At 60.9% G+C, this 12,769-nt stretch carries 11 protein-coding genes; 6 read left to right on the top strand and 5 right to left on the bottom strand.

The genetic code is table 11. The features are described from left to right. Positions 1 to 19 precede the first annotated feature (19 nt). Together ON753_RS07145 and ON753_RS07150 are read right to left on the bottom strand one after the other, a co-directional pair. On the bottom strand, positions 20 to 400 hold the full coding sequence (locus ON753_RS07145) for a VOC family protein (protein WP_265961878.1): 381 nt from the start codon (positions 398 to 400) through the stop codon (positions 20 to 22). A 2-nt stretch (positions 401 to 402) separates the two neighbouring features. Beyond that, positions 403 to 972, bottom strand: a complete 570-nt coding sequence (locus ON753_RS07150; protein WP_265967086.1) for a thioredoxin family protein — start codon at positions 970 to 972, stop codon at positions 403 to 405. Between the two features lie 684 nt (positions 973 to 1,656). Between ON753_RS07150 and ON753_RS07155 the strand changes: the two genes are divergently transcribed. From ON753_RS07155 to ON753_RS07170, 3 genes are all read left to right on the top strand, one after another. Next, complete coding sequence (locus ON753_RS07155) at positions 1,657 to 2,787, top strand: type III PLP-dependent enzyme (RefSeq protein WP_377047195.1); 1,131 nt, start codon at positions 1,657 to 1,659, stop codon at positions 2,785 to 2,787. A gap of 11 nt (positions 2,788 to 2,798) precedes the next feature. Then, positions 2,799 to 3,350 carry a GNAT family N-acetyltransferase gene (locus tag ON753_RS07160; protein ID WP_265961881.1) on the top strand — a complete coding sequence of 184 codons (552 nt, stop codon included), beginning with the start codon at positions 2,799 to 2,801 and terminating at the stop codon, positions 3,348 to 3,350. Positions 3,351 to 4,103: 753 nt separating this feature from the next. Further along, a complete protein-coding gene (locus tag ON753_RS07170) occupies positions 4,104 to 5,489 on the top strand; it encodes a homospermidine synthase (protein WP_265967087.1) in 1,386 nt (461 codons plus the stop codon). 70 nt (positions 5,490 to 5,559) lie between these two features. On the opposite strand, the gene ON753_RS07175 is transcribed toward ON753_RS07170, so the two are convergent. Beyond that, positions 5,560 to 7,053: a peroxidase family protein gene (locus ON753_RS07175; RefSeq protein WP_265961882.1), complete on the bottom strand. Its 1,494-nt coding sequence runs from the start codon at positions 7,051 to 7,053 to the stop codon at positions 5,560 to 5,562. A 471-nt stretch (positions 7,054 to 7,524) separates the two neighbouring features. Here ON753_RS07175 and ON753_RS07180 point away from each other — a divergent pair, with 471 nt between their 5' ends. Further along, positions 7,525 to 7,956, top strand: coding sequence for a class I SAM-dependent methyltransferase (locus ON753_RS07180; RefSeq protein WP_265961883.1), 432 nt, complete (start codon positions 7,525 to 7,527; stop codon positions 7,954 to 7,956). Positions 7,957 to 8,009: 53 nt separating this feature from the next. On the opposite strand, the gene ON753_RS07185 is transcribed toward ON753_RS07180, so the two are convergent. Both ON753_RS07185 and ON753_RS07190 read right to left on the bottom strand, forming a co-directional pair. Then, on the bottom strand, positions 8,010 to 8,360 hold the full coding sequence (locus tag ON753_RS07185) for a VOC family protein (RefSeq protein WP_265961884.1): 351 nt from the start codon (positions 8,358 to 8,360) through the stop codon (positions 8,010 to 8,012). Positions 8,361 to 8,447: 87 nt separating this feature from the next. Next, the gene (locus tag ON753_RS07190) at positions 8,448 to 10,262 is read right to left on the bottom strand and encodes an adenylate/guanylate cyclase domain-containing protein (RefSeq protein ID WP_265961885.1); all 1,815 of its coding nucleotides are present in this window, start codon (positions 10,260 to 10,262) and stop codon (positions 8,448 to 8,450) included. Positions 10,263 to 10,701: 439 nt separating this feature from the next. On the opposite strand from ON753_RS07190, the gene ON753_RS07195 reads away from it, so the two are divergent. Further along, positions 10,702 to 11,448, top strand: coding sequence for a substrate-binding periplasmic protein (locus ON753_RS07195; protein WP_265961886.1), 747 nt, complete (start codon positions 10,702 to 10,704; stop codon positions 11,446 to 11,448). A 107-nt stretch (positions 11,449 to 11,555) separates the two neighbouring features. Continuing rightward, complete coding sequence (locus ON753_RS07200; RefSeq protein WP_265961887.1) at positions 11,556 to 12,734, top strand: aminotransferase; 1,179 nt, start codon at positions 11,556 to 11,558, stop codon at positions 12,732 to 12,734. The last annotated feature ends 35 nt before the right edge of the window (positions 12,735 to 12,769 follow it).

Consider the following 12,769-nt stretch of genomic DNA (forward strand, 5'->3'; position numbering starts at 1 on the left):
GCGTTTCGTCTGCCGCAGGTCACCCGGCTGCCGGGAAATCCACATGAATGTGGTTTCCGTCCGGGTCCCAGACATTGATCGAGACGGTCCCCGTGCCCGGCTGCACGGTGCGGCGATACTGTTCTCCGTGTTCGTGAAGGAAGTTCTCGAAATCCTCGGCGCCCGACGCCGTAAAAGCGAAATGCTCCAGTTTCAGTTTTTCCTCGGTGCCGGTGGCGGGTGCCTCGTCGATGCCGACAAGGTGGACGACCGCCGCGCCGTCGGCATAGAGCCAGGCACCGGGGAAGGGGAAATCGGGCCGCGGACCGGCTTTCAGTCCGAGAACGTCCTCGTACCAGGCGATCAGGACATCGAGTTGCGTCGTCCTGATGTTGACATGGTCGAGCTTGTCAATCTTCATGCTCACGCCTTCCATTTGATCGAGCAGCCGATCGAGGGGATCTGTTCGGCTGGTCCCCGTCCGGTTTCCGCGACCTGTTTCATGGCTTCAAACAGCTCGCGAGGCAGATCGCTGGCCTGTGCGTTCATGCGCGTCGCGTCCAGGCGTCCCCGGTACTGCAGGCCGAGATCCCGGTTGAAGCCGAAGAAATCAGGTGTGCACACCGCACCGTAACGCGTCGCCGCGCTCTGGTCCTCATCGTGCAGATAGGGGAACGGAAAGCCGCGTTCTTCCGCCATCTTGCGCATATTGTCGAAGTTGTCGTCCGGATAGGCAACCGGATCGTTCGAGCAGATCGCCGCAACGCCAATCCCCAGGGGCTGCAGGTCCTTGGCATCGCGAATGATCTTGTCGATCACTGCCAGCACAAACGGGCAGTGATTGCAGATGAACATGATCAGCGTGCCGTTTTCGCCCGCAATGTCGTTCAGGCTGTAGGTCTTGCCGTCGGTGGCCGGCAGCATGAAGTCCGGTGCGGGCCTGTCGAAGTCGCAAACGGGGGTGACTGGGCAGCCATGATTTTCTCCTTGCATCTTGAACGGGACGAGACGTTGTCGTGACAGCATAACGAGGACAGCGCAGCAGGGAAAACGAGCCATTTTGAGGAGCGCCGCGAACCCTGGGAAGCGACCATGGCCGCTGCGATGCCAGCCGTCAAATTGCTGTTGTCGCTCAATATATTAACGGGCGTAAACCATCTTGAGATTCCCGATTGACCATCCTGCAGAAAAAATTCTCGAAATCCGGGTTTTTCCTATTGCATCGAAGGTCGAACACGCGCATATACGGCTTGCCCAAATTCGCACGTGCCCGTGGTCGTCCATGGGGTGTCGGACACAAGACATCTCTTAAGGGACCGCTGCCAGTAAATCCGCCAAGGGGCGGGGCAGTATGATCCGGACGGCTTAAAGCAACGACGTAAGAGGGCTTTTTTGGTCTCTGCCGGGGTTTCCAACCTCCGGGGTCACTGAAGAGGCACTTGTTACATCCTTGCCCGACGTGCGGTTCGGTTCTTCCGATCCAATCAACGGCATTCCCGACGCGGGAAAGCATTGCTCTCCAAGAGGCGCATTGCCCAACCGTCGCTGCAGTCAACCCGGCCTCCGGTTCCATCCCGGGGGAGGCCCGGTGCGCTTTGCAGCATCCTGCGACGTGAACGCAGCGCGCGAACCGACATTGAGGCGCGTCTGCGGCCAGATTTGAGAGGGATGATTCCCATGAGCGAGCGTATCCGCGATTTCCTGCGCCGACGTGAAAGCGATGGGCCGTGCGTCGTCGTTGACCTCGACATCGTGCGCGACAACTTCGAAGCCTTCGCCAAATCCCTGCCGGACACCTCCGTCTATTATGCCGTGAAAGCGAACCCGGCACCGGAAGTCCTTTCGCTTCTGGAAAGCCTCGGCTCGTCCTTCGACTGCGCCTCCGTCGGCGAAATCGAAATGGTGATGGCCACCGGCGCAGGTGCCGAGCGTATTTCCTACGGCAACACGATCAAGAAGGAGAAGGACATTGCGCGTGCCTTTGCACTTGGCGTCCGCCTCTTCGCCGTCGACTGCGTCGAAGAAGTCGAGAAGATCGCCCGCGCTGCCCCTGGCTCCCGTGTCTTCTGCCGCGTCCTGTGCGACGGTGCCGGCGCCGAATGGCCGCTGTCCCGCAAGTTCGGCTGCGACCCTGAAATGGCGTCCGACGTCCTGGAACATGCACACCGGCTCGGCCTCGCTGCCTACGGCGTCTCGTTCCATGTCGGCTCCCAGCAGGCAAACCTGCAGGCCTGGGATTTCGCCCTCGCCATGGCAGCAGGCGTTTTCAAGGAAATGGCGCTGCGCGGCATTGAGCTGAAAATGGTCAATATGGGCGGGGGTTTCCCGACCCGTTACCTGAAGGACGTTCCGGGCGTACCGAGCTACGGTGAGGCGATCTTCCACGCGCTGACCAAGCATTTCGGCAACCGTCTGCCGTCTACGATCGTTGAGCCGGGCCGGGGCATGGTCGGCAATGCCGGCATGATCGAGGCCGAAGTGGTGCTGATTTCGAAGAAGTCCGCGCAGGACGAGATCCGCTGGGTGTATCTCGACATCGGCAAGTTCCACGGCCTGGCCGAGACCATGGACGAGGCGATCCGCTATCCGATCCGCACGCCGCGGGACGGGGATACGACCACGCCTTGCGTCCTGGCCGGTCCGACCTGCGACAGCGTCGATGTTCTCTACGAGAAAACGCCGTATGAGCTGCCGGTCAGCCTGTCCATCGGCGACAAGGTTCTGATCGAGGCGTGCGGAGCCTACACCACAACCTATTCCTCGGTCGGCTTCAACGGCTTCGCGCCGCTGGCATCCTTCGTTATCTGAGGACGGCTGCCATGATCTCGATTGTGGACGAGGCACCGGGTCATACCGGTGCCCGTGAGGCCCTGCTTGACCTGTGTTTTGGCGAAGCGCGCTTCGCCAAGACGTCCGAGCGGCTGCGTGAAGGCCGTCTGCCGGTCTTTGCGTTTGTCGCGCTGGACGAATCCGGCAAGCTCGTCGGGACGGTGCGTCTGTGGTCCGTGGCGGACGGCAGCGGGGCCCAGAGCCTGCTGCTCGGGCCACTGGCCGTCGACCCGGGCTGCCGGGGCCACAGGGTTGGCGACCGGCTGATGCGCCACGCGCTGAACCAGGCGGCCGTTCACGGCCATGGCTCGGTGATCCTGGTCGGTGATCTGCCCTACTATGCCCGCTTCGGCTTTGCGGCAGGCCTCCTGGACGATGTGACCCTGCCGGGCCCGGTCGACCATTACCGGTTCCTGGGGGTGGAGTTCGCTCCCGGCCACCTGGCCGGGCTGGACGGACTGCTGACAGCCGCCGGCGCAATCGATCCGATGGCAGCAATCGCGGTTTCGCAGGAGAGCGCACCGCTGCTGAAGATTGCCTGAATACGTAAGCGAGGATGGCGGCAACGCCGCCATCTCCAAAGAACCTGCAAGGGCCCCATCACCCCACCCAAAGAGCCTATAAAAGGCCCCATCACCCAATGAACGGTTCCAGGCGCATGCCTGGCGGCGGCATCGAGAACAAGCGCCATGAAAGCTTGCATTTCCGCCGAAGACCGTTCACATCTATCAAAAAGTGCAATTAGTGCGCTTTCAAAGAAGGGTATTTCATTCAGCCAGCCCCTGAGCTTAAGGTACGGCGGCGGATTCAGGAAAGATTGGAGCTTATAAATGACCGACGAAACCAACGGCGGCGCGCCGAAAGAGCCGGCAAAAAAGACGGCCGGCAAACCGGCCCGGAAAGCCGCTCCCCGAGGCAAAACCGCGGCAACAGCACCGGCGTCCAGACCGGCAGCCGCGAAACCGGCAAGCTCCAAATCCGCCGCCACCAGGACGGCAAGCCGGAAGACAGCTCAGGACAAGCCCGCCGCGAAGCCGGCAGCAGCCAAATCAGCGGCCAGGCCGGCTGCGGCAACATCAGCCGCTGCAAAAAGGCCGGCAGCCACCCGCAAGGCGCCCGCCAAAGCGGCGCCTGCCAAAGGAGCCGCCGCAGCATCCGCAGCGCCAAAGCCTCCGGCAAAGAAAGCTCCCGCACGGAAATCTCCGCCAAGCAAGACCGCGGCGAAGAAGCCTGCTGCCAAGGCAGCCGCGCCCCGGGAATGGCCGGTGCACGGCACCATTACCGGCCCGCTGGTGATGATCGGCCTTGGCTCCATCGGCAAGGGCACGCTGCCGCTGATCGAGCGCCACTTCAAGTTCGACAAGAACCGTTTCACGGTGATCGATCCGGACGACACGGATGCAAAGCTGGTCAAGGACCGCGGTTACAAGTTCAAGAAGGTCGCTCTGACGCCCGACAACTACCGGGACGTCCTGACGCCGCTCCTGAGCGAAGGCGAGGGGCAGGGATTCGTGGTCAACCTGTCGGTGGATACGTCTTCGCTCGACATGATGAAGCTTTGCCGCGAACTCGGGGTTCTTTACATCGACACGGTGGTGGAGCCCTGGCCGGGATTCTATTTCGATGAGACGGCTTCCGCCGGTGATCGCACCAACTACGCCTTGCGCGAGACCGTGCGCAGGGAGAAGAAAAAGAACCCGGGCGGCACGACGGCCGTTTCCTGCTGCGGCGCCAATCCGGGCATGGTCTCGTGGCTGGTCAAGCAGGCTCTGGTGGACATCGCCACCGACACCGGCGTCAAGTTCAAGGAGCCGACCAGCCGCAAGGCCTGGGCAAAGCTGATGAAGAAGGTCGGCGTCAAGGGCATCCACATTGCCGAGCGCGACACGCAGCGGGCAAAGGAGCCGAAACCGGCAAACGAGTTCTGGAACACCTGGTCGGTGGAAGGATTCCTTTCCGAAGGCTTCCAGCCCGCCGAGCTTGGCTGGGGCACCCATGAAAAATGGAAACCGGCCAACGCCAGAAAGCACAAGAAGGGCTGCAAGGCGGCGATCTATCTGGAGCAGCCGGGTGCCAATACCCGCGTGCGCACCTGGTGTCCGACCCCGGGCGCGCAATACGGCTTCCTGGTCACGCATAACGAGGCGATTTCCATCGCCGATTATTTCTCGCTGGACGACGGCAAGAAGACGACCTACCGCCCGACCTGCCACTATGCCTATCACCCGGCCAATGTGGCCGTGCTCTCATTGCACGAGCTCTTCGGCTCGGCCGGCAAGATCCAGGACAAGCTGCAAGTGCTGGACGAAAGCGAGCTTCAGGACGGCACCGATGAACTGGGTGTCCTGCTCTACGGCCACAAGAAGAACGCCTACTGGTACGGCTCGCAGCTTTCGATCGAAGAAACCCGGGAGCTCGCCCCTTACCAGAACGCAACCGGCCTGCAAGTGACCTCGGCCGTCATCGCCGGCATGGTCTGGGCGCTGGAAAATCCGCAAGCCGGCATCGTTGAAACCGACGAGATGGATTACAAGCGCTGCCTGGAAATCCAGATGCCCTATCTCGGCCCGGTCAAAGGCTACTATACCGACTGGACGCCACTGGAAAACCGTCCGGGATACTTCCCGGAGGACATTGACACCACGGACCCGTGGCAGTTCCGGAACATCCTGGTGCGCTGACCGTAAATGCGGCGAGCAGCAATCAGAACGCCGCCGGAGGAATTCCGGCGGCGTTTTTCGTCCCGTAGCGTCAATCTCCGATTGGATTGACGTCGTTCACGAGATGCAGGAGATCCGCCATTGTGAAATCTCCCGGGATTTTCGAGGGCAGGGTCGGGCGCCAGCCGGGGCCCTTCTGCCAGAGATAGGACTGCTGGTCGCCATGGACGAGGCCGACCAGTACTTCCGAGACAATGGTGGACCCGACTGGTCCGAGACGCTCGCCATTGCAACGGATGGCCGCTTCTTTGAGGATGTAGTACCAGAGCGGCGTCTGCGTATGCAGATTGTGCTTCTTGGCGGCTGCGCCGTCCGGCCCGCTTGCGATTTCGTCAGAAGTCAGCGGGTTGGGGATGTGCATGACCGAGGCAATCATCTGGCCCGATGGCAGGCCGAGATTGATACCCCGCTTGAGGTTGCGGAACGCAAGATTGCCGCCGCCGCCCGGAAGCTGATGCAACTCGCTGGCAAGTAGTGGATCGATCCTTCGTGAAGATTGCGGCTTGCGGCCGGCATCGACCTCATGGAACCGACGCCAATCGATAATCCAGTTGCTCGGCAGCGCGGAAACCGGCAGCGGCGCGGTTGGGGGTTGCGGGGCGAGTTCGCCGATGATCTGGCCGGAAAGGCCAGTGAACTGGAACAGGAGATCGAAGCCCGCACCTTCAAAAACGCGGTTGTAGTCATATGTCTGCCGCACCATGGAGTGGCCGAGGCGGTAGGCCGCGCCGGAGAATTCCACCGGCATATACGGGTGCTTCTTGAACCGGTAGAACTTGCGACCATCGTGCAGGATCTTGTCGACGATGCCGGTCATGGTCAGCCTGCCCAGAAAGTCATGGAGCACCATCCACTGATAATGCCAGGTGACCAGCATGCGGGCCTCATTGAACTGGTCCTCCTCCGGAACACCCTCGCCAGCAAGCAGGTCTATGACTGTGTTGTGGAATTTCAGGAAACTCAGATGTGTCTGGGCAACAATCAGGTTCTCGTCGTTCCTGTGATCTCCAATGACGGCGTGGCCTTCCTGATTGCGCGGAAGGTCATTGCGAAAATCCCCCTGAACGTTTCCGAATGCGACATTGATGTTTCGGCCAATCAGCAGTTTCTTGGTCTTGCCGCCCGCCAAGTTTCGGGCATAGAGATGCGGGCTGCCGTCGGGACCGCTACCGTAGATGCTGTCCAGGTCGAGGCTTGGTGTCCGGAAATTCTCGGTTGCCTGCGGATCCCGGGCTTTTTCACCGAGCGAGGTGTGGTCCAGGGTTATGTCGTGGTCGATGAACTGGCCGAGATAAGTGAAGCCCGCCGGAATGTTTAGATTGTCCCCGGTAAGTTCGTCATTGTCGACCATTGCCTCTGCAAGCTCCTGCAGGGCAGCATCGGCGACTTTGAGGGCCGGAAGACCGGGGAACATCCTGCCGAACTTGCCCGGGTCGGAATGGCCGCTGAGAGTGTCGAGGAATTCACGCGTGGGGTGGCGTCCCGCAACACCGTGGTGCGGGTTAAGATTAACATGTTTGGTCATAATCTGGGTCCGTACTGTTAACTATTTAAGAATTAAAATTTAAACGCCAAGCGATCTGTAATTGCGCAATATAAAAATGATGCAAAGCAGGGAATATATATCACTATATCGGGTATAACGCTACGTAAAACGGGGTATATTCGACAAGGTCATGTTCTTGAATGCTTATTATTCGGCGTGACATAATTTTCTAACCAAATTAAATCCTTGGTTGAATAGCGGGGGTAAACCGCGGAGTTGGCCCGACAAGTTGATGGGGTCGGATTGATCCAACAGTCATAGTGGCATTGGACAGGTGATTGTGCGTTCGGCTTGTCATCCCCAGCGGGGATGACAACTGAAGGTTCTGGTTGCTATCTTGTTTTCCAAACCTGCAGGAGCGAACCCGCTCTGCATGGTCACCCTCTGCAGCCAGAAGAACGTTGCTCCAACCATCAGTTCCTGCCGCGGCCTTGATATGGCGGCCCCACTATGCCGAACAAGATATCTCCCCGGATCGCCGATTACGTGAACGCGCTGCCGCTGGCGCCCGGTTTGCGGGTGCTCGAAGTCGGCTGCGGTCCCGGGGTTGCCGCCCGCGAGGTGTCGCGGCGGATTGGGGACGGACTGATCGTGGCGATAGACCGGTCCGCCAAAGCCATCAGCCTGGCAGAGGAGGGGTCGCGGGCAGAACTCCAGACCGGCCGATTGCAGTTCCGCAACATTGCCGTCGAGAATTTTGAGTTGCCCCCCGGCGAAGAGCCCTTCGACATTGCTTTCGCCATGAGGGTCGGTGCGCTTGACGGGCGTCATGCGGAACTGGAAAAACAGGCGAGGGCCCGTCTGAAAGCGGCTCTGAAGCCGGAGGGGCTCCTCATTATCGACAGCCGGGAACCGGTCAGGGGCCGGGACATCGAGGTGTGAACCTGACTATCCGGCCATATCCGCTGCCGGTCCGAATTTCTCCTGGGTGGTTATCAGCGGTGTGACAGAACGTTCAGCAGTTTTCCTGCCGGATCCTCGATGAAGAAGCGTCTTACACCCCAGGACTCGTCGGTCAGGTCGTGAACAATCTTGCATCCCATCTCCCGGGCGCGGGCATAGACCTCATCGACATTGTCGACCTCGATGGAGATGTCCGGAACGGGCGCTCCCGAACCGCCTTCGCTGAGGAAACTGATCTGTGCGATGTTGGTTTCGCGGGAGGCGAGCGTGGCGATCCAGCCGAGGTCCATCACGGTCTCGAGGCCGAACAGGTCGGAATAGAAGGTCTGAAGGTCCTGGACGTTGTCCGTTGCTATGTTCGCCACGATGCGCAGTACTTTCATGTCGTCACCTGTTGCCGGAAGTTTGCCGGGACCACCATGTCCTCGAGCGGGAGCGTTGCGCAAGGTGGACAACGATGTGTGTCAGTGTCAAACTACCAACCTCACGACATCCACAGGTTCCACCCGGCCCGCGAGCCTGTAGGCGCCCATGTGCTCCTGCCCGAGATCTTCAGCGAGCTTGCGGCCGACGTCCTCCGACACCAGGATAATGACTTCGGCCTCGGGGTCGATTTCCTTGCCGAGGCTTTCCAGACGTGAAGCCGCATTCACCGTGTCGCCGATCACCGTGTAGTTGACCCGCTCCGGCGCGCCTATGTCGCCGACGACGAGGGGGCCGAGATGGAGGCCGATGCGGATGCGAACGGGGGCTTCGCCGCGCGCAGTGCGGGCATGGTTGTCCGCCCGGATGGCACGTGCCATGCCGACGGCTGCCCGCGCAGCCGGTTCGGCGGGGTTGTCCAGCCGCTCCGGCGCGCCCCAGAACGCCATGAGGCTGTCGCCGATATATTTGTCGATCGTGCCGCCCTGGCGCGTGATCTCGGCTCCGAGCAGCGACAGGTGATGATTGACGAAGGCGGCGGTCTCCGTCGCCGACATGCCCTCGGAGATTGCGGTAAATCCTGCGATGTCGGTGAAAAGCACCGCAACCTCGCGTTCCTCCGGCGGTGCGTCGGCCCGGCCCTCGCGCAGGAGTTTGCGCACCAGCGTCTTCGGAACGTAGCGGCTGAACGCCTTGAGGCCGCTCAGCATGGAATTGAAGCCGCTGGCGAGATCATCGAGTTCGCGCACGAAGCTTCCAGGCAGAGCCTGGACGCTGTCCAGTTCCAGGTCCGCGACGGCGCGGGCCCCGGTCGCGGCCCGGCGGATGGGCAGGCCGATGCGATGGGCGAGCAATCCTGCACCCACCAGCGACAGTCCCAGCAGGGCCACGCCGATCAGGATGGCATTGGTCAGCTGTTCGAGCGGTTGTTCCACAATGCTGGCGGGAAAATGCGCGCCGATCGACATCGGCAGCCCCGTCGGTCCTTCACTGGCGGCCTGCAGAACGATGAAACGCTTGTTCCGATCGGCATCGTAACCTGACCTGAGCTCATGTCCGGGGTGGATACCATAGTCCGACGGGTCGACCGGCTCGGTGCTTCTGAGTGTTTTCAGGAAGGCGTCGGGCACCTCGTCCAGACTGATCAGCGGTTTTGCCGGAGACAGTTTGTGGAACACCTGAGACAGGGCCGGGTGGGCGATCAGATCGTGGCTTTGCGGATTGATCATGAACACCCTGACCAGATCCGTGGAAATTTCGCTTGTGATCTCCGACAGACGCTCCATCGACATGGCGACGAGGACCAGGCCTTTGTGCTGACCGCCCTTCAGCACCGGCGTGACATGGACGATATAGGTGTGCTGGCGCTGGGGGTAATACTCCGGGCCAGTCCAGAAGGCTTCGGTCCTGCCGGTCGAAGCCGTGATCAGATAGGCCAGTGCGTGGGTCTTGTCGGTAACGGGAACGAATTGCGGCACGAGAATGCCGTCACCGCGGCCACGGTCGATCTGCACGAAGTTGCCGTTCTCATCCGCAACGATGACGAAGGAGACATGCTCCATGGCGGAAAGGGCGCCGAACAGGTAATCGGCGACTTCCTGAGGCTGGTCCATCAGGATGCTGCCGGTCGTCAGCGCCGAAGCCGTGAAATCGCCGGCTTCCTCGACCGCCTGGACCTGGGCCGCAAAAGCCTGCTCGAGGGACTCCATCCCCAGATCGATCAGGGAGCCGCCGAGATGGCGCACGACGCTTTCGGAGGTGGCGGCCTGAACGAGGAGAACCAGCGCGGCGGTCACGAACACGAAGGCACCGATCACGGTGGTCAGCGTCGGAGTGATATGAATACGCCGATTAAGAGCCAAGTGCCTGCCTGTATGCTGAAATCCGTTGCGTAGAAATGGCGCGCCGCCAGGAGGAGGCAAAACAATCCGGGGGTGCCGTGAGTCGGCTCGAGGACTTCCCGCTCCGCATATTGTTGAATGATGCGGCGCCGGGTCAAGGCTTGGGGCGGGAGAGGTGGCCTGGCCGGCGGTCGGCTGACCCGCTCTTGGCTGTCGCCGGCTTCTCTTTCCTCTGCGACAGTTTTCCGTTTGCGGAAAATTTCCTCTCAGCAAAATCAGGTTGATTTATGCGCAGGTGGGTCGTTCTGGTTTGTTGCCGATATAGGTATCGCGGAATATTATGGAACTTCGAAAGAATTCTACCATAAGTTATTTCTCCAGGTTCCGGTTCTGCTTTAAAAGGGAAATCTGATTTTTTAAACGTGAAAAACTTTAATGGTTTGCCGGGAGTGATTGAGCCATGCGCCGCCTGGTTGGAATATTCGTTTTTCTCCTTCTTCTCGGATCTGGCACGAGTGCGGACGTCCAGCAGCGGCTGGTTTTGTCCACGATTGAGGGAACACCGAACGGTGTAATCGGAGCGGCCGTGCTGAAAGCCGCCTATGGCAAGCTCGGCATCGATCTCGACATCTACTACACGTCCGGAAAACGCTCGCTTCTGGTGGCCGCTTCCGGTTCGGTCGATGGCGAAGTCCTTCGCGTCGGGACGGTCAGCGAAATGCATCCCACGCTGATCCGGATCGGCGTTCCCATCCATACGCTCGAGGTTTCCGCTTTTTCCAAACGCTCCAATGCACCAAAGCAGCGCGTCGAGGACCTCCCGTATCTGCGCGTGGGGCATCTGCGCGGTGCAGTGCTGCCGGAGGATGTGACCAGACACCTGAGCGATGTCTGGCGGGCAAATTCCAATCGCGAGCTTTTCAAGCTGCTGATGGCGGACAAGCTGGACGCTGTCCTCACCAGCACGGTGACGGAGGCCGTCACGATCCGGCAACTGGGCATCGAAGAGGGCGAGATCGTGGGGCAGCCGATCGGCCGGGAAAATCTCTATCACTTCCTGCACAAAAAGCACGCCGACCTGGTTCCCGAAATCACGACGGTTCTGGAACAGATGGCGGCAAGCGGGGAGCTGGATGCGATCATCACAGCGTTAACGGAGGAATTGCTCGGCGGGAAATTTCCCGTGCATGCCGGCAATGTGGAATGAGATCCTGGAGCCGGGCTCCGAACCCGGCAGTAAGCGGTCGGCAGAGTGAAAAAGCTCGACGCAGGCGCGGAGCCGGATTAGAACCGGCAAAACACCCGGGAGCAACCATGAAACCGACCAATCCGGTCTTCACCGGCATCGACACCACAGTGTTTGAAACCATGTCGCGGCTTGCCATGGCCCACGGCGCGGTGAATTTGGGCCAGGGCTTTCCGGATGTCGATGGTCCGCAGGATATCCGCCAGGCAGCGGCGGACGCGCTGATGGCAGGCCCCAACCAGTATCCGCCGATGCTGGGGGTGCCCGAGCTGCGCCAGGCCGTGGCCGATGCGAACAAGCGTTTCTATGGCATCGACGTCGACCCCCAAAGCGAGGTGCTGGTCACGTCCGGCGCGACGGAGGCGCTCGCCGACTGCATTCTGGCGCTGGTGTCGCCGGGCGACGAAGTGGTGCTGATCGAGCCGCTCTATGACTGCTATCTGCCGCTGGTAAAGCGGGCAGGCGGCGTTCCCGTGCGGGTGCGGGTCACGCCGCCGGAATGGGCGCTCGACCGGAACGCGCTCGAGGCGGCCTTTTCTGACAAGACAAAGGCAGTCCTCCTCAACAACCCCATGAACCCCACCGCCAAGGTGTTCTCGGAAGGTGAACTGCAATTGATTGCGGATCTGTGCCGGAAACACGATGCCTATGCTATTTGCGACGAAGTCTATGAGCATCTGGTGTTCGATGGCCGGGCGCACCGGCCGCTGATGACCTTCGAGGGCATGCGCGAGCGCACGGTCCGGATCGGCTCGGCGGGCAAGACCTTTTCGCTGACGGGCTGGAAGGTCGGCTATGTGACCGGGCCGGCGGCGCTGATGGACCCGATCGCCAAGGCGCATCAATGGGTGACCTTCACGACGCCGCCCAATCTGCAAAAGGCGGTGGCCTACGGGCTCGGGAAGGATGACGGCTACTACCAGGGACTGGCGCAGGACCTGACGGCCAAGCGGGACAGGATGGCGCGGGGCCTTGCCGCGCTCGGATTTTCCGTTCTGCCCTGTGCGGCGACCTATTTCCTCACCTGCGGCATCGACGGCCTCGGGCTCGGCGAAACGGACGTCGAGGCGTGCGAGACCCTGGTGACACGCGCCGGTGTGGCAGCCGTGCCGGTCTCCGCCTTTTACGGATCCGAGCCGCCCAGGGGCTATATCCGTTTCTGTTTCTGCAAACGCGACGAAGTAATTGACGAGGCACTGGACCGGCTTTCCGTTTTCCTGACTGCGGCCCGGACGGAATCGGTCTAGCCTGACCTATCCTCTGGCCCGACTTACCTCTTAGG

It is taken from the genome of Roseibium salinum (assembly GCF_026240905.1).
Taxonomy (GTDB): Bacteria; Pseudomonadota; Alphaproteobacteria; order Rhizobiales; family Stappiaceae; genus Roseibium; species Roseibium salinum.

What these genes read in the sequence shown, in the direction of transcription:
- ON753_RS07145 (WP_265961878.1), bottom strand. Translation starts at nt 400, where the DNA reads ATGAAGATTGACAAGCTCGACCATGTCAACATCAGGACGACGCAACTC.
- ON753_RS07150 (WP_265967086.1), bottom strand. Translation starts at nt 972, where the DNA reads ATGCAAGGAGAAAATCATGGCTGCCCAGTCACCCCCGTTTGCGACTTC.
- ON753_RS07155 (WP_377047195.1), top strand. Translation starts at nt 1,657, where the DNA reads ATGAGCGAGCGTATCCGCGATTTCCTGCGCCGACGTGAAAGCGATGGG.
- ON753_RS07160 (WP_265961881.1), top strand. Translation starts at nt 2,799, where the DNA reads ATGATCTCGATTGTGGACGAGGCACCGGGTCATACCGGTGCCCGTGAG.
- ON753_RS07170 (WP_265967087.1), top strand. Translation starts at nt 4,104, where the DNA reads ATGATCGGCCTTGGCTCCATCGGCAAGGGCACGCTGCCGCTGATCGAG.
- ON753_RS07175 (WP_265961882.1), bottom strand. Translation starts at nt 7,053, where the DNA reads ATGACCAAACATGTTAATCTTAACCCGCACCACGGTGTTGCGGGACGC.
- ON753_RS07180 (WP_265961883.1), top strand. Translation starts at nt 7,525, where the DNA reads ATGCCGAACAAGATATCTCCCCGGATCGCCGATTACGTGAACGCGCTG.
- ON753_RS07185 (WP_265961884.1), bottom strand. Translation starts at nt 8,360, where the DNA reads ATGAAAGTACTGCGCATCGTGGCGAACATAGCAACGGACAACGTCCAG.
- ON753_RS07195 (WP_265961886.1), top strand. Translation starts at nt 10,702, where the DNA reads ATGCGCCGCCTGGTTGGAATATTCGTTTTTCTCCTTCTTCTCGGATCT.
- ON753_RS07200 (WP_265961887.1), top strand. Translation starts at nt 11,556, where the DNA reads ATGAAACCGACCAATCCGGTCTTCACCGGCATCGACACCACAGTGTTT.